This is a genomic window from Vibrio sp. Vb1729 (genome assembly GCF_033338655.1).
Classification (GTDB): domain Bacteria; phylum Pseudomonadota; class Gammaproteobacteria; order Enterobacterales; family Vibrionaceae; genus Vibrio; species Vibrio alginolyticus.
The window spans coordinates 90,018-107,356 of the sequence record NZ_JAWOTB010000002.1 but is presented as its reverse complement, the minus strand read 5'-3'; the positions used below and the strand labels follow the sequence as shown (position 1 = coordinate 107,356).

The 17,339-nt window shown below is 44.8% G+C and carries 14 protein-coding genes and 1 pseudogene; 11 read left to right on the top strand and 4 right to left on the bottom strand.

The window, feature by feature from the left end:
• Window positions 1-47: 47 nt before the first annotated feature.
• From pstA to phoU, 3 genes and pseudogenes are all read left to right on the top strand, one after another.
• Window positions 48-1,424: pseudogene (gene pstA, locus R7E29_RS01210) on the top strand (phosphate ABC transporter permease PstA); the annotation flags it as partial.
• A gap of 2 nt (window positions 1,425-1,426) precedes the next feature.
• Window positions 1,427-2,245 (top strand): phosphate ABC transporter ATP-binding protein PstB, encoded by an 819-nt coding sequence (pstB, locus tag R7E29_RS01205; RefSeq protein WP_005381745.1) that lies wholly within the window; start codon window positions 1,427-1,429, stop codon window positions 2,243-2,245.
• 30 nt (window positions 2,246-2,275) lie between these two features.
• Window positions 2,276-2,974, top strand: a complete 699-nt coding sequence (gene phoU, locus R7E29_RS01200; protein WP_054729189.1) for a phosphate signaling complex protein PhoU — start codon at window positions 2,276-2,278, stop codon at window positions 2,972-2,974.
• 62 nt (window positions 2,975-3,036) lie between these two features.
• On the opposite strand, the gene ppk2 is transcribed toward phoU, so the two are convergent.
• From ppk2 to R7E29_RS01185, 3 genes are all read right to left on the bottom strand, one after another.
• A complete protein-coding gene (gene ppk2 / locus R7E29_RS01195) occupies window positions 3,037-3,813 on the bottom strand; it encodes a polyphosphate kinase 2 (RefSeq protein WP_086046544.1) in 777 nt (258 codons plus the stop codon).
• 70 nt (window positions 3,814-3,883) lie between these two features.
• On the bottom strand, window positions 3,884-4,627 hold the full coding sequence (locus R7E29_RS01190; RefSeq protein ID WP_155489448.1) for a copper homeostasis protein CutC: 744 nt from the start codon (window positions 4,625-4,627) through the stop codon (window positions 3,884-3,886).
• Window positions 4,628-4,910: 283 nt separating this feature from the next.
• The gene (locus tag R7E29_RS01185) at window positions 4,911-5,522 is read right to left on the bottom strand and encodes a peroxiredoxin C (protein ID WP_005381738.1); all 612 of its coding nucleotides are present in this window, start codon (window positions 5,520-5,522) and stop codon (window positions 4,911-4,913) included.
• Between the two features lie 199 nt (window positions 5,523-5,721).
• Here R7E29_RS01185 and R7E29_RS01180 point away from each other — a divergent pair, with 199 nt between their 5' ends.
• From R7E29_RS01180 to aceA, 3 genes are all read left to right on the top strand, one after another.
• Window positions 5,722-6,627: a hydrogen peroxide-inducible genes activator gene (locus tag R7E29_RS01180; RefSeq protein ID WP_005383681.1), complete on the top strand. Its 906-nt coding sequence runs from the start codon at window positions 5,722-5,724 to the stop codon at window positions 6,625-6,627.
• Window positions 6,628-7,233: 606 nt separating this feature from the next.
• Complete coding sequence (aceB, locus tag R7E29_RS01175) at window positions 7,234-8,862, top strand: malate synthase A (protein ID WP_017820561.1); 1,629 nt, start codon at window positions 7,234-7,236, stop codon at window positions 8,860-8,862.
• 120 nt (window positions 8,863-8,982) lie between these two features.
• Entirely contained in the window at window positions 8,983-10,296 is a 1,314-nt protein-coding gene (gene aceA, locus R7E29_RS01170) for an isocitrate lyase (RefSeq protein ID WP_005381733.1), read from the top strand.
• A gap of 123 nt (window positions 10,297-10,419) precedes the next feature.
• On the opposite strand, the gene R7E29_RS01165 is transcribed toward aceA, so the two are convergent.
• Window positions 10,420-10,869, bottom strand: coding sequence for a CBS domain-containing protein (locus R7E29_RS01165; RefSeq protein ID WP_017820562.1), 450 nt, complete (start codon window positions 10,867-10,869; stop codon window positions 10,420-10,422).
• A gap of 312 nt (window positions 10,870-11,181) precedes the next feature.
• On the opposite strand from R7E29_RS01165, the gene R7E29_RS01160 reads away from it, so the two are divergent.
• The 5 genes from R7E29_RS01160 (at window position 11,182) to secD (ending at window position 17,338) form a co-directional block, all read left to right on the top strand.
• Window positions 11,182-12,348, top strand: coding sequence for a trypsin-like serine protease (locus tag R7E29_RS01160; protein ID WP_054576945.1), 1,167 nt, complete (start codon window positions 11,182-11,184; stop codon window positions 12,346-12,348).
• A gap of 268 nt (window positions 12,349-12,616) precedes the next feature.
• On the top strand, window positions 12,617-13,669 hold the full coding sequence (gene queA, locus R7E29_RS01155; RefSeq protein WP_213906723.1) for a tRNA preQ1(34) S-adenosylmethionine ribosyltransferase-isomerase QueA: 1,053 nt from the start codon (window positions 12,617-12,619) through the stop codon (window positions 13,667-13,669).
• A gap of 147 nt (window positions 13,670-13,816) precedes the next feature.
• Window positions 13,817-14,953 (top strand): tRNA guanosine(34) transglycosylase Tgt, encoded by a 1,137-nt coding sequence (gene tgt / locus R7E29_RS01150; protein ID WP_005381727.1) that lies wholly within the window; start codon window positions 13,817-13,819, stop codon window positions 14,951-14,953.
• A gap of 177 nt (window positions 14,954-15,130) precedes the next feature.
• Window positions 15,131-15,460: a preprotein translocase subunit YajC gene (yajC, locus tag R7E29_RS01145; RefSeq protein ID WP_005381725.1), complete on the top strand. Its 330-nt coding sequence runs from the start codon at window positions 15,131-15,133 to the stop codon at window positions 15,458-15,460.
• Between the two features lie 21 nt (window positions 15,461-15,481).
• Complete coding sequence (secD, locus tag R7E29_RS01140) at window positions 15,482-17,338, top strand: protein translocase subunit SecD (RefSeq protein ID WP_005381724.1); 1,857 nt, start codon at window positions 15,482-15,484, stop codon at window positions 17,336-17,338.
• Window position 17,339 lies beyond the last annotated feature (1 nt).

The window sequence follows — 17,339 nt, the reverse complement described above, 5'->3', positions numbered from 1 at the left end:
CTGAAAGCGCAGCACAACAGTTAGAAGACGATGAAGATTTTGCCACGCGACTCAGTATCAAAATCGCTAACCGAGAGTTGTATCCCGCCGATTTTATCTCCGTATTGCAAATGCAGTTGGATGAGCCCACGATGCCAAAAGAGTGGGCGGTGATAGAGCGCAGTAGCGGTGGTTATTTCTTTGGTAAGCTGGTGGCGTTTCAAGATGGTGATAATATATACACCAGTGATATTCAATCGGTACTAAATAAAAAGCTTGATGATGCAGAAACTCTGCGCCATGAGATTGATTCTTTGGTGGTCGATCAGCTTAAAGAGCTTGGTTGGAAGCTAGAGCAGTTGCGATTAGAAAAGCGCAAGCATGAATTGAATGACACGCTGACAGAAAGCTTCTTAAACGAAAACCAGACGAAAAAAGAGCAGATAGAAAAAGCGCTTGCGACGTTAGATTTGCAACTTGATGGTTTACGACTTCAGCTCTCTGACTATGCCTTGATTGTCGAGGATATGACGGGGTCACAAGTATCGATTCCGCTCGAAGACATTTTGGACTACTGGTATCCAAACCAAATGTCACTGCCTGATAAAGTCATGCATTGGGGAAAACAGGTTTGGAAGTTTTTATCTGAAGATCCAAGAGAGTCTAACTCCGAAGGAGGCGTGTTCCCTGCGATATTTGGTACGGTTTTCTTAGTACTCATTATGTCGATCATTGTGATGCCACTTGGGGTGATCGCCGCTATCTATCTACATGAATATGCTAAGAATAACGCTCTAACCAGAGTTATTCGTATTGCGGTTATAAACCTAGCGGGTGTTCCATCGATTGTTTATGGCGTGTTTGGTTTAGGTTTCTTCGTTTATACGATTGGTGCCTCTATCGACAACGTATTCTATGCGGAGAAGCTACCGGCACCAACCTTTGGTACGCCGGGTTTGTTATGGTCAGCACTAACTCTTGCCGTGCTGACGCTTCCAGTTGTGATTGTGACGACAGAAGAAGGTTTAACTCGAATTCCGAGCTCCGTACGACATGGCTCTCTGGCGCTTGGTGCAACTCAGTTCGAAACACTATGGCGTGTGGTTTTACCTATGGCGACGCCAGCTATTATCACAGGTTTGATCCTTGCGATTGCACGTGCAGCTGGCGAAGTAGCGCCACTGATGCTGGTGGGGGTCGTGAAATTGGCATCCAGTTTACCGGTTGACGGACAATTCCCTTATGTGCATTTGGATAGAAAGTTCATGCATTTAGGTTTTCACATTTACGATGTTGGCTTTCAAACCTCCAACATCGAAGCGGCGCGACCATTAGTTTATGCTACCTCTTTCTTACTCGTGACAGTGATTGTCGGGCTAAACTTAACAGCAATCAGTATTCGCAATAATTTACGAGAAAAATACAGAACGTTAGGACAAGATTAAGTATGTTTAATTTTGATAGTACATTAGGTTATGAGCCACCATTGGATGTTCATAATTTAACGGATGAACAAACAGCCATCTCAATCGAGAACCTTAATCTGTTCTATGGTCAAACTCAGGCGCTGCATGATATTTCGATGCGAATTCCCAAAGGGCGAGTCACCGCTTTTATCGGTCCTTCAGGGTGTGGAAAGTCGACGTTATTACGTTGCATCAATCGCATGAACGACTTAGTGGAAGGGTGTCGAGTCACAGGCAAAGTGCGTCTCCATGGCAAGAATGTTTATCATCCTAATGTCGATGTTGCGACACTTCGACGCCGAGTGGGGATGGTGTTTCAAAGACCCAATCCATTTCCTAAGTCTATTTATGAAAATGTAGTTTATGGCTTACGCTTACAAGGTGTAAAAAACAGCCGCAGTTTAGATGACGCAGTGGAGCGATCCTTGCGCTCGGCGGCGTTGTGGGATGAGGTAAAAGACCGCTTGCATGAGAACGCATTTGGCTTATCTGGTGGTCAGCAACAGCGCTTGGTCATTGCGCGCGCGGTGGCGATTGAGCCGGAAGTCCTGTTATTGGACGAGCCAACATCAGCGTTGGATCCAATCTCAACTTTAACTATTGAAGAGCTTATCAATGAGCTGAAGACTCAATATACTGTCGTTATCGTTACCCATAACATGCAACAAGCGGCGAGAGTGAGCGATCATACTGCATTCATTCATATGGGTAAGTTAATTGAATACTCTGACGCGGACTCGATCTTCACTTCGCCAATGAAGAAACAGACCGAAGATTACATTACGGGTCGCTACGGTTAAGTCGCGACTCTATACGGAATAAGGAACATCATGCACTTTGGACGTCATATTTCAGGACAATTTAACGTAGAGCTAGAATCGATTCGTACTCATGTATTAACCATGGGTGGCTTGGTAGAACAGCAGCTTTCGTATGCTATTCAAGCCTTGCATAAAGAAGACATCGAACTGGCGCGTATGGTTGTGCGTGACGATCATAAAGTGAATGCGATGGAAGTCTCGATCGATGACGCCTGCACACGCATTATTGCTAAGCGTCAGCCAACGGCAAAAGACTTGCGCTTAATCATGGCTATCATCAAAACGATCACTGATTTAGAACGTATCGGTGACGTGGCGACACGCATTGCTTACGTTGCCATCGAAAGCCCATCATCAAAAGAACGACAATTCCAAGTGTCGTTAGAGCCTCTCTGCCGTCAGGCAATTAATATGCTGCATCAGGTTTTAGATGCGTTTGCCCGCATGGATGTAGAAGCAGCAGCAGAGGTGCACAAACAAGATGACAAACTAGACGCCGAGTATGAAGCGGTGATTCGTCAGTTGATGACATACATGATGGAAGATCCAAAAAATATCCCTAATATTCTGCAAGTGATGTGGTCGGCACGCGCGATTGAACGCGTGGGGGACCGCTGCCAGAACATCTGTGAATACATTATTTACTTTGTGAAAGGGAAAGATGTACGCCACCTAGGTGATCAAAGTATTGATGACGTACTGAAGTAACTGACTTCAGCAAATAGACCAGCTTTTAGGCTGGCCTATTTATTAGAGAGAAGGAAAGCACGTTAATATTTATCAGGAACGAAGGTCTGATCATCAATGGGCGCTCTGACGTAACCTTCTTTATTGAGTTCAGGTAATTCGATGGGGGAGTACTCAAGTGCTTTGTAGTCAATCTGGCTTAGTAAATGACTGATACAGTTCAAGCGCGCTTTCTTTTTGTCATCAGAAGGGACGACCCACCAAGGGCAGTTTTTCGTGTCTGTATAGGCAAACATCTTATCTTTTGCTTCCGAATACTCCGCCCAGCGATGACGTGACTCTAAATCCATTGGGCTGAATTTCCAACGTTTGATCGGCGTATTAATTCGACCTAGAAAACGTTTTTCCTGCTCTTCGTCTGAAACCGAAAACCAATACTTAATCAGAATAATCCCAGATCGTTGCAACATTCTCTCGAATTCAGGGCAAGAGCGCAAAAACTCCTCGTATTCGTCTGGAGTACAGAACCCCATGACTTTTTCGACACCTGCTCGGTTATACCAACTTCGGTCAAATAAAACGATTTCACTAGCAGATGGTAAATGAGCGACGTAACGTTGGAAGTACCATTGCGTTTTTTCTTTTTCTGTCGGTGCAGGCAGAGCCACTACGCGACAAACACGCGGGTTTAGCTTTTCTGTAATTCGCTTTATCACTCCGCCTTTGCCCGCAGCATCACGTCCTTCAAACAGAACCACCACTTTTAACCCTTTGTGTTTGACCCACTCTTGAAGTTTTACGAGCTCAACTTGAAGGTTTTTGAGCTCCTTTTCGTATTCCTTTTTCTTCAATTTAGACATACACCTTTCCTCACTCCTTGATAAACAATATGTTAGCACTCAAAAGCTATGCGCGTGAGGTTACGGTCGTCTATTTGAGAGCTGCTACGACATCGGTAATGGCTTGTGTACTTGTGATGGGGATTAAAAAATCATCGACATCGGATGCGCCCATTTTGCTTTGTTCAGCAACAAAGGTCATTTGGCTAGGGCGTGTGGTTTTGCCTGACAGATGGATTTCAGGAACTTGAGTGTCTTCTACTAACGCACGTACGTTACTCGCATTAACGCCAGCACCCGCCATGATTGCTATGCGTCCTTGGGCTTGCTTAACCAAAGCTCTAAGCACATCGATCCCTTGTGGTGCTGAAGGCGCAAGACCGGAGGTTAAAATACGTTCACAACCTAAGCTGATCACTTCTTCCAAACCTTTTTCAGCGTCACGACACTGGTCAAAGGAACGATGGAAGGTCACGCCTAAGCCAAGCGCTTGAGCAAATTCACACAGCACAGCCGCGTAAGGCATATGAATATCACCGTCTTGAGTGAGCACGCCGAACACGACACCGCTCAAGCCTGATTGGTGAGCTGCTTCAATATCCCAACGCATCATTTCGATCTCTTCTTCATTGTAGAAGAAGTCACCTTGGCGTGGGCGGATCATGGCATAAACTGGAACACTCGAAAGCTTAGCCGCTTGCTGCATAAAACCATAACTGGGTGTTAGTCCGCCTAAAGCCAAAGAGGAGCAAAGTTCAATCCGAGTGGCGCCGCCAGCAATGGCGTAGTGCAGAGATTCAATATTATCAATACAGACTTCTAGGTGAGTAACCACGTTCATTCATCCTGCTAACGTTACAAATAAGTGTTGTGGCTAAGATATTAACAGGGCCAGTAAGCAGAATCTGTATGGAGGAGATGATAAATAGAGGTAAAGTTTACGCTAAAGCGTTACCTCATTTTGGCGGTTTATCTGAAGGAAAAAGAAAGCCCAGAGCAGAGGCTCTGGGCTTTGATAGGACTTTACTTAGACTGATTGGCGTTTGCGGTTTTCCGCATTAGCTTATTGCTTTATATACATCCAACCATCACACCCGTTGAGCTAGGGTGAAGGTCTATTATTTTTTGCCTAGGTCAGCTGCGTGCTCAGATAGGAACGCTGCAACACCTTTTGGAGATGCGTCCATACCTGCTTTACCTTCTTCCCATTGTGCAGGACATACTTCGCCGTGCTTCTGGTGGAAGTTAAGAGCGTCAACCATGCGTAGCATTTCGTCGATGTTACGGCCTAGTGGTAGGTCGTTAACTACTTGGTGACGTACAACGCCTTCTTCGTCGATTAGGAAAGAACCACGGAAAGCAACGCCTGCTTCTGGGTGCTCAACGTCGTAAGCTTTACAGATTTCGTGCTTAACGTCAGCAACTAGTGGGTACTTAACTTGACCGATACCGCCATCTTCGATAGCAGTGTTACGCCATGCGTTGTGAGAGAACTGAGAATCGATAGAAACACCGATTACTTCAACACCTTTAGCTTGGAAGTCAGCTAGACGGTTGTCGAATGCGATTAGCTCAGATGGGCAAACGAAAGTGAAATCTAGTGGGTAGAAGAATACTACTGCTTTCTTACCTTTAGTGAACTCTGCAAAGTTGAAGTTTTCAACGATTTCACCGTTACCTAGAACAGCTGCTGCAGTAAAATCAGGGGCTTGACGACCTACTAGTACCATTTTTTTGCTCCTAAAAAGTATGGTTAGCTCCAAACCGAATTCAGTTGTGTCGGTTTGGTTCGTGTTTGTACGAGACAAACTATAGTACAGATTGTAGTATTGAAAAAAGCGAAATAAATAGATTGAGTTAATCGAAAAAAACGATAATAACAAAACTCTTAACTCGATCACTGGAACGGCGGTAGATACAAATACAATTATGAATAAATGGCCCAGTTTGAAGCAGTTACACTATTTAGTCACACTGCATGAAACAAGACATTTTAGTGACGCTGCAGAGCGTTGTTTTGTCAGTCAGTCGACTTTAAGTAAGGGTATTCAAAACTTAGAGGAATTGATAGGTTGTCCCTTATATGAAAAGAAAGATAAGAAAAGTCCACTGGTTTTTACCCAAACAGGAGAAATGGTAGTAAAGCAGGGGCGAGAGCTGTTAGCAAAAGGGCAAGATTTGGTCGAGCTTGGACGTATGTGCCAAGGCGACGATATGCAAGGCCAGCTAAAAGTAGGATGTATACCAACAATTGCTCCGTTTTTACTGTGTGATTTGGTACAAGAGGTGAACTACCGTTTTCCACAACTGAATCTTTTATTAAGAGAAGACACGACGACAAACTTACTTCAAGCGCTCAGACATGGTGAGCTGGATGTGCTTATTTTAGCGTTACCAGTCGAAATTGATGGGATGGAAAGCCGAGTAGTGGGTAAGGATCCGTTTCGAATGGTTATAAGCGCTAATCAAGCCCAATCGGTCCCTGTGCCGATTCGTTACGCGGATTTACCTGACGAATCCGTCTTTCTACTAGAGAAAGAACATTGCTTAACGGAACATGCGGTATCAGCGTGTAAATTAACAGACAAAGAAAAAATCAATCCGTTTACGGCAACCAGCCTCCATACACTGGTGCAAATGGTTGCGAATGGTTTGGGAACAACGTTCATTCCTCAAATGGCTATCGACCATGGCTTGCTGCATAACCAGAATTTAGTCGTGATCGATCCTCCTGGTAAACAAGCTTATCGCGAAATCGGCTTAGTTTGGCGTCCGAGCTCGTCAAGAACGAAAACATTTAATCAACTTGCAGAAGTCGTTTCAGAGCTGCTTTAGCTATTAGTATTAGCCCTTACTTCTCCATTATTTATCTAAAAGCGCACTGGAAACAGTGCGCTTTCTAGTATTTTATTCTGTTGGTAAACTTTGACTTGTAAAATTTTACAGCTCTTCTTTGATGAAGCTTTCATAAAATAGTGAAATTTCACAATGTTAATTTTACACAAAGCCCTGCATACCTTGTTTGACCCCTGTTTAAATACATCTCTTCAGCCCTTGTGAATACAAGGTGTTTGTTTACCAGTCTATATTCATACGCTTGTTTGAAATGATAAAACGACTTTAAATTTAATGTAATTTTATTACGTAATAACTTACGAAATAAGGCGCTTGATAGATGGTTTTTACCTTGCGGAATAAAACTTTGAATTTTCTGTTTTGTTTATATTGGGGGTTTCACTAAACCCCTTGTTGATATAGCTTATTTAAAGGCCGATACGACTTATGTCTAGATTGAAAATACACGTAGCATTACGCAATCTATCGGCATGGCTAGACGAGTTGAACACAAAGTTAAAGGATGTAATTTGTTGTTCATAACTTACAAATGTAGCTTTACGCTGACTGCCCAAGATTGATAAAGCACGTTAAGGATGAATGATTATGCTTGCTCAGACAGAACAAAAAACACAACAACTAAAGCAAACCCAAGGCATGCTTGAGGTGAATGGAGTCGTTGCTCCAGAACATCAAGCAATTTTCCCTGTTGAAGCCCAAACCTTTTTATCTCTACTGTGTGAAAAATTTGCCGGACGTGTTGAACAGTTGCTGGAAGCAAGAGAAGAGAAGCAAGCACGTATTGATGCTGGTGAGCTACCAGATTTTCTACCAGAGACACAAGACATCCGTGAAGGAAGTTGGAAGATCCTAGGAATCCCACAAGATCTGCAAGATCGCCGTGTGGAGATTACCGGACCAACTGACCGCAAGATGGTGATTAACGCACTGAATGCGAATGTAAAAGTGTTCATGGCAGACTTCGAAGATTCAATGTCTCCTGCATGGAGTAAAGTGCTAGATGGTCAAATTAACTTGCGCGATGCTGTTAATGGCACCATCAGTTACACCAATCCTGGCAATGGCAAACATTATCAGCTGGAAGATGACCCAGCGGTGTTGATCTGCCGTGTTCGCGGCCTTCATTTAAAAGAAAAACACGTTACGTGGCACGGTCAGATCATTCCAGGTGCGCTATTCGATTTCGCTCTGTATTTCTATAACAACTACAAAGCGTTACTTCAAAAAGGCAGCGGCCCTTATTTCTACCTTCCAAAACTGCAATCGCATCACGAAGCGAAGTGGTGGAGCGAAGTGTTCCATTTCACGGAAGACTATTTCGGTTTGGATACAGGCACGATCAAAGCGACTGTGCTGATTGAAACCTTACCAGCGGTATTTGAAATGGACGAGATTCTGTTCTCGCTTAAAGAACACATCGTTGGTTTGAACTGTGGTCGCTGGGATTACATCTTTAGCTACATCAAAACATTGAAAAAACACTCAGACCGAGTACTGCCAGATCGCCAAGTGGTAACGATGGACAAGCCATTCTTAAACGCTTACTCGCGATTATTGGTACGTACTTGCCATAAACGAGGTGCTTTCGCGATGGGAGGAATGGCCGCATTTATCCCAGCTAAAGACCCGAAAGAGAATCAAAAAGTATTAGACAAGATCCAGACTGACAAATCGTTAGAAGCTAACAACGGCCACGACGGTACTTGGGTGGCTCATCCAGGTTTGGCTGACACTGCTATGGAAGTCTTTAGTGCTGTGCTGGGTGAACGCACCAACCAGTTGGATGTGAGCCGTGCAGAGGATGCGCCTATTACAGCAGCTGAACTGCTTGAGCCTTGTGAAGGCGAGCGCACTGAAGGCGGAATGCGCCACAATATTCGCGTTGCGCTGCAATACATCGAAGCTTGGATTTCTGGCAATGGTTGTGTGCCGATTTACGGACTGATGGAAGACGCAGCAACGGCAGAAATCTCACGCGCCTCTATCTGGCAATGGATTCAACACGGCAAGTCGCTAGACAACGGATTAAAGGTCACTAAAGAGCTGTTCGAGCTCTATCTCAAAGAGGAGATTGAAGTCGTGAAGCAAGAAATTGGCGAGCAGCGCTACCATGCGGGTCGATTTGAAGAAGCAGCAGACTTAATGGCAAGGCTCACGACGAGCGATGAACTGACCAACTTTTTGACAGTTCCTGGTTATGACTACCTGGATTAATAAAGAATAACTGTAACACCAATAACGTGAAGGATTTTCAAGGCAGATAGGGAAGTACTGCCTGAGAACGGAAACTCAACGCACACGCATAAAGTGCAAATTATAAAGAGGGATAGACCAATGACTAACTTAACTCGCCGCCAACAAATTGAAGCTCTGGAAAAAGACTGGGCAACTAACCCACGCTGGAAAAATGTGAAGCGTACTTACACTGCCGAGGAAGTGGTGGAACTGCGTGGCTCTATGGTGCCTGCAAACACAATTGCACAACGTGGTGCAGACAAACTTTGGTCACTGGTCAACGGTAGTGCGAAAAAAGGTTACGTAAACTGTCTTGGTGCGCTAACGGGTGGTCAAGCCGTTCAACAAGCTAAGGCAGGTATTGAAGCGATCTATCTGTCAGGCTGGCAGGTAGCGGCGGATAACAACACCGCTTCGACGATGTATCCAGACCAATCTCTTTACCCAGTAGATTCTGTACCGTCAGTAGTAAAGCGTATCAACAACTCATTCCGTCGTGCAGACCAAATTCAGTGGGCTGCTGGTAAGACGCCTGAAGATGAAGGTGGTATTGATTACTTCCTACCTATCGTAGCGGATGCTGAAGCGGGCTTTGGTGGTGTGCTTAACGCTTACGAACTAATGAAATCGATGATCGAAGCCGGTGCCGCGGGCGTTCACTTTGAAGACCAGTTAGCATCGGTGAAAAAGTGTGGTCATATGGGGGGTAAGGTATTAGTTCCTACGCAAGAAGCGGTACAAAAGCTCGTTGCAGCTCGTTTGGCTGCTGACGTAGCGGGAACAACAACATTAGTTATTGCTCGTACTGATGCGAATGCGGCGGATCTCATTACTTCAGATTGCGACCCATATGATAAAGACTTTATTGAAGGTGAGCGTACTCAAGAAGGTTTCTACCGCGTTCGCGCGGGTATCGACCAAGCTATCTCTCGCGGTCTGGCTTACGCACCATATGCAGACTTGATTTGGTGTGAAACGGCTACGCCATGTTTGGAAGAAGCACGTAAGTTTGCAGAAGCAATTCACGCTGAATACCCAGATCAATTGTTGGCGTACAACTGCTCGCCTTCATTCAACTGGGAGAAAAACCTAGATGCAGAAACCATTGCTAAGTTCCAACAAGAGCTTGCAGACATGGGCTACAAGTACCAATTCATCACGCTAGCAGGCATTCACAACATGTGGTTCAACATGTTTGAACTGGCACACGCTTACGCTCAAGGTGAAGGTATGCGTCATTATGTTGAGAAAGTTCAGCGTCCTGAATTCCAAGCAGCTGAAAAAGGCTATACGTTTGTTGCGCACCAACAAGAAGTAGGTACAGGTTACTTCGATAGAATGACCAATACTATCCAAGGTGGTAACTCTTCAGTGACAGCATTGACAGGTTCGACCGAAGAAGACCAATTCTAATTGGCAGAGAAACACTTCCTTAATCAGCGTCAGTAATGGCATTTTGAGCGGCAACCCTGCCGCTCTTTTTTCGTTTAACCGGTGTAAAAACGAAACTTACAACAAAGAGAATACGCTTGCGTACTACTCTTCCTGCTCGATTTCTTCAGGTTCCACTTCTTCTTGTAGTTCCAATAAGTTAATCGCAATCGTCACGAAGTCACTATCAGTAATAATGCCGACCAATCGACCTTTGGTGACAACAGGTAGACAGCCAACTTTATGCTTTTGCATATAGATAGCGCTCTCTTTGAGCCCCGCGATAGGCTCTGCCGTCATGATGTTGGTGTGCATCATTTCGTAGAGCGGTGTGTCTAAAGTAAAAGATTGTTCAGCCTCATCTGGGTGCAAGCTCGATTCTTGAGCAGCAAGAATGTCGCGTTGAGTCACCAAGCCTTGTAAGTGGTTATTGGCATCAACAACCGGAATGTGTCGAATATCAAGCGCATCCATCATGCTTTTTGCATCACGCAAGGTGTGCGTGCGCAGTAAGGTATGAGGATTACGAGTCATCATGTCTTCAACCTTGATCATAGAGACCTCCAGCGGCATTGTCCTTCTCTTAAATATAGAGAATATTTTTCTGTATATCTGGGAGCTAACTCGTTTTTCATCAATTAAATAGCACAATGCTGATGGGCTGCGTAATCTGTGTTTTATTGGTGTTTTTATTAATTTGAATAAGTCGGTTTGTGTGCGAGTCAGTTGGCATTTTTAGTTGATATTGAATGTGTTCCCAAGGTAATCCAATGAATTGAATCGCACATTTTTATTCGCTGGATTTTCCAAGATTCTTCTCTCGAAGAAGATACGTCCAGGCTTACCAAATTGAAGACAGCAACCTAGATGAAACGAACAACGTGTAACAAACTTATTGCGCTGGCAGTGGCGGCATTCAGTGTGCCATCAACACAGGCGATTGTGTTAGGAGATGAACAAACCGATCCTGTTGACCGCGTTACTTTGCGAGCAAGTAATATGGCAGAGTTTCCGCTGTGTGGTGGAACGATGCTGACAGAGCAATGGGTACTGACTGCGGCGCACTGTGTGGTGATGGGACAAGGAACCAATGAAGCAACCTACTATGTGACCCCGCCGGGTGAGCTGTCGGTGAATGCGAATGTGTATGAACTTAATTCTGCAGGGCTTGATAACTTCTATCAGGTGTCTCACGTTGTGGTTCATCCGGATTACACTCGGATTTCAAAAGCTGAGACCGACAGTAATGGCAACGTGAAACCTATCCAAACCGGTTTAGATTCAGACATCGCGTTGCTGTATCTCACGCGCCCAGTGGCAAACGCGAGCTTTGCTGACCTAGCGAGTAAAGTTGACATGGAGAGTATCGAAGCACGTTTGGTGGCGGATTGGAATGATAATTACCTGACCAATCAACGTGTCGAAAATGTGCAAGTGTTTGGATGGGGGACTACTCAGCCGGATGCTTCTGAACCTTCTAATACGCTCAAAACCACCATTAGCACATTTTTACCCATCGACAAATGTTATGAGCGTTTAGAAATTGGCAGCAGTTTTCCGGGGATCATTGATTCAAGAGACAACCAAACCAAAATTTGTACGCTACCAACACAAAACCATGTATTGGAGCCAGATAGCCATACTCAATATGGCAACTCTGCATGTAAAGGTGACAGTGGTGGCCCGTTGGTCGATGTGGCGACCGGCAAACAAATTGGTATTGTTAGTGGCGGCCCCCTTATTCTACCAACGTGTGGCTCTTTGACGATCCCAAGTTTCTACACCAAGGTGAGCCACTATTACGACTGGGTACAGTCTTACATCACTGCCGATGCGCCACCAAGTCGTTACATCATTGCGCCGAATTTTATCAAAAGTGCTAACAATGAAAGTGGTGACAATAAAGAGTGTCACGATGGCATTGCGACCAATAACTGTGATTTCAAAGGCTCAGATGATGAAGGTGGCAGTCTAGGGTTTTGGTTATTGGGTTTATTCGTGCCGTTATTCTTGTGGCGAAAGCGTGAGGTTTGATAGGGCGATTGGAATGCCAAACTAATAAGCAGCGGTATACGCTGCTTTGCTTTTTTCATGTTCTCTCTTTTGGGCTCAAATTAAAAATAGTGCCAAGTAATCGAGGCTTTTCACGTTTTATTACACTCTTCACCATGGCTTTTACTGCTATATTCTGGTGATTTGCTTGCTATTGCAGCATGTAAACATATACTAGTCTGCTGCGAAAAACTCGTCGCAATTTTATCGTCGCCTAGACGTGATTTGACCAATAGATAAGACAAGTAACATGCAAGTATCAGATTTCCATTTCGACCTTCCAGATGAACTCATCGCTCGCTACCCTCAACCAGAGCGTACCGCTAGCCGACTGCTGCAAATGGACGGCAATACCGGAGAGCTCATTGATGGCACATTTACTGATGTATTGGGCCAAGTTCAACCCGGTGACTTAGTGGTGTTTAATAATACACGTGTTATTCCTGCTCGTCTTTTTGGCCGCAAGGAATCGGGCGGTAAATTAGAAGTGCTAGTGGAGCGCATGTTGGATGAGAAAAGCATCCTCGCGCACGTTCGTTGCTCTAAATCACCAAAACCAGGTACAACCATTATTGTTGGCGAGAATGATGAATATTCAGCAGAAATGATTGCACGCCATGATGCTTTATTTGAACTGAAATTTAGTTCTGATAAGACGGTACTAGAAATTCTGGAAGAAATCGGCCATATGCCGCTTCCTCCTTACATCGACCGTCCAGACGAAGATGCAGATAAAGAGCGTTACCAAACGGTATATAATCAAAAGCCAGGTGCGGTTGCGGCACCGACGGCGGGCCTTCACTTTGATGATGTTCTCTTGGAGAAAATCAAAGCGAAAGGTGCAGAGTTTGCTTACGTTACTTTGCACGTTGGGGCGGGTACATTCCAGCCAGTAAAAGTGGAAAATATCAACGATCACCACATGCATGCCGAGTACGTAGAAGTACCACAAGAAGTCGTCGACGCAATTAAAGCGACGAAAGCGCGTGGCGGACGAATTATTGCTGTTGGTACCACATCTGTGCGTTCACTTGAAAGTGCAGCGCAAGACGCATTGCAAAAAGGGACTGAGCTGGCCCCATTCTTTGGCGATACTGAAATCTTTATTTTCCCTGGTTACGAATATCAGCTAGTGGATTGCTTGATCACAAACTTCCACTTGCCTGAATCAACACTGATCATGTTGGTGAGTGCATTTGCTGGATACGAGAACACCATGAATGCTTACAAACATGCGGTGGAAAACAAATACCGTTTCTTCTCGTATGGCGATTCAATGTTCATCAAGAAGAAAACGGCGTAGTTAAAAATAGATTTACGAGTGCTAGCAGTAAGCTAGGAAATAAAGCATCCATTGCTTTGTCTCTCGCAAGGAAAAGCGACCGCTCCTTAAAGTAGGGTAGAGCCCTAAACACTCAGTCAGACTGTTTCTCTGACACCCGGAGGCATCGTGAAATTAAAATTCGATCTTAAGAAGAAAAACGGCAATGCACGTCGTGGTCAACTGACTTTCGAACGCGGCACTGTTCAAACTCCTGCGTTCATGCCAGTAGGTACTTACGGTACCGTTAAAGGTATGACACCAGAAGAAGTAAAAGGTACTGGTGCAGAAATTCTGCTAGGTAATACGTTCCACCTGTGGCTACGTCCTGGTCAAGAAGTGATGAAAATGCACGGTGACCTGCACGATTTTATGAACTGGCACGGTCCTATTCTTACTGATTCAGGCGGCTTCCAAGTATTCAGCCTTGGTAAGATGCGTACGATCACTGAAGAGGGTGTTCACTTTCGTAACCCAGTAAACGGTGACAAGATTTTCATGGACGCAGAAAAGTCGATGGAAATTCAAAAAGACCTGGGCTCTGACATCGTTATGATTTTTGACGAGTGTACGCCTTACCCAGCGACACACGATGAAGCGAAGAAATCGATGGAAATGTCATTACGCTGGGCACAGCGTTCACGTGACCACTTCGAGAAGCTAGAAAACCCGAACAACCTATTTGGTATTGTCCAAGGTGGTGTTTACGAAGATTTACGTGATGTGTCGGTAAAAGGTCTAACGGAAATCGGTTTTGACGGTTACGCGGTTGGTGGTTTGGCAGTAGGTGAGCCTAAAGAAGACATGCACCGTATTCTTGAGCATACTTGTCCTCAACTTCCTGAAGACAAACCTCGCTACTTGATGGGCGTAGGTAAGCCAGAAGACTTGGTTGAAGGTGTTCGTCGTGGTATCGACATGTTTGACTGTGTAATGCCAACGCGTAACGCACGTAATGGTCACTTATTTGTGACTGGTGGTGTGATCAAGATCCGTAATGCGAAACATAAAACGGATACAACACCATTGGATCCGCATTGTGACTGTTACACTTGTCAAAACTACAGCAAGTCGTACCTTCACCATTTAGAGCGTTGTAATGAAATCTTAGGCGCTCGCTTGAATACAATCCATAACCTGCGTTACTACCAGCGTCTGATGGAAAGCATTCGTAAAGCAATTGATGAAGATCGCTTCGATGAATTTGTTACTGAGTTCTATGAGCGTCGTGGCCGTGAAGTGCCACCACTAGCAAAAGAGCAGTAATTGAAAAACTAAAAGAATTAAAGCCTTTGGCATGTCGCCAGAGGCTTTTGCTAATAAAGTAGGCTAACGCACGTTATTTTTGAGAGAGCGATCTCTATTAGTTACTCTCAGACTTGAATCTAAAATGCGAAAGCCCAATTTGTTTGATTATCAATAAAATATAATGAGGATGTTTTAATGTTTATTTCTCAGGCTCACGCAGCAGCAGAAGGCGCGCCAGCAGGCGGTGGTTTTGAAATGCTAATCATGCTTGGCATGTTCGCAGTGATCTTTTACTTCATGATTTACCGCCCACAAGCGAAACGCGTAAAAGAACACAAAAACCTAATGGCTTCTATGGGCAAAGGCGACGAAGTTTTAACTAGCGGTGGCCTAGTGGGTAAAATCACTAAGATTGCTGAAGACAATGACTACATTTCAATTGAGCTTAACGCGAACAATGAAGTAGTAATCAAGAAAGACTTCATCACTGCAGTGCTACCAAAAGGTACGCTTAAGTCTCTATAAAACAGCTAAAGGATCCTCGCTGTGCTAAACCGTTATCCATTATGGAAGTACTTGATGGTGCTTTTTGCCATCATCACCGCTGCGTTATACGCACTTCCAAATATCTACGGTGAAGATCCGGCTATTCAAGTTACAGGGGCGCGTGGCGCCTCTGTAGATATGTCAACGCTGGATGCTGTCACTACTGCTCTTAACAAAGAGCAACTTTCTCATAAATCCATTGCTCTCGAAGATGGATCAATTCTTGTTCGTTTTAACGACACTGACACACAAATCAGTGCTCGTGATGTCATCAGCGAAGCGCTAGGCAAAGACACAATTGTTGCACTTAACCTTGCACCTTCTACACCCGATTGGCTAGAAGCGATTGGCGCGTCACCATTGAAGCTAGGTCTTGACCTTCGCGGTGGTGTTCACTTCTTAATGGAAGTGGATATGGATGCAGCGATGGAAAAGCTTGTTGGTCAACAAGAAGAAGCTTTCCGTAGCGAACTTCGTGACGCCAAGATTCGTTACCGTGCAATCCGCCCTTCTGGAAAAGAAGCGGTAGAAGTGTTGTTGCGTAACGAAGAGCAATTAGCAGAAGCGAAAGCAACGCTAGAAAAGAATCACCCGGACATGATTTTTGTCGATTCTGATTCAAATGGCCGTTACGCTCTTACTGCAACCTTTACTGAGCAACGTTTACAAGAGATCCGTAACTATGCTGTTGAGCAAAACATTACGATTTTACGTAATCGTGTCAACGAACTAGGTGTTGCGGAACCATTGGTTCAACGTCAAGGTGCTAGTCGCATTGTAGTTGAACTGCCTGGTGTTCAAGACACTGCTCGTGCAAAAGAAATTCTCGGAGCTACGGCAACGCTTGAATTCCGTGAAGTTGATGATAAAGCTGACCTATCGGCAGCGGCAAATGGTCGTGCGCCAGCAGGTAGTGAAATCAAGATGGACCGTGATGGTCGCCCAGTTGTGCTTAAGAAGCGCGTTATTCTTGGCGGTCAAAGCATCACAGATGCAAGCTCAAGTGTTGATGAATATGGTCGTCCACAAGTTAACATCTCGCTAGACAGCGAAGGTGGTAATAAGATGTCTGCGTTCTCTAAGAAGAACATTGGTAAGCTAATGGCTACCGTGTTTGCAGAATACAAAGACAGTGGCCGTCGTACGCCTGAAGGCAAAGTTATTCTGGATAAGCATGAAGAAGTCATCAACCAAGCAACGATTCAATCGGCTCTTGGTCGTAACTTCCGTATCACAGGTATCGACTCTGCTGCAGAAGCACACAACCTAGCACTTTTACTACGTGCTGGTGCACTGATTGCACCTATCTCTATCGTTGAAGAACGTACCATTGGTCCATCAATGGGCCAGCAAAACATCGATATGGGTATCCAAGCATGTATCTGGGGTATGGTTGCCGTAATGCTATTTACGCTGCTTTACTACCGCGGCTTTGGTTTGATTGCAAACATTGCTCTAATGGCAAACTTAGTGCTTATCATTGGTGTTATGTCGATGATTCCAGGCGCTACCATGACGCTTCCGGGGATAGCCGGTATCGTGTTAACAGTCGGTATGGCAGTTGATGCGAACGTACTGATCTTCGAGCGTATCCGTGAAGAAATTCGTGATGGACGTAGTCCACAACAAGCGATTCACCAAGGTTACGCGAATGCATTCAGCACGATTGCTGATGCGAACATCACAACACTAATTACTGCAATCATTCTATTTGCGGTCGGTACAGGTGCGGTGAAAGGTTTCGCAGTTACTCTATCTATCGGTATCTTAACTTCAATGTTCACCGCCATTATTGGTACACGTTGTATCGTGAACCTGATCTACGGTGGCAAACGCGTTGATAAATTGTCGATCTAAG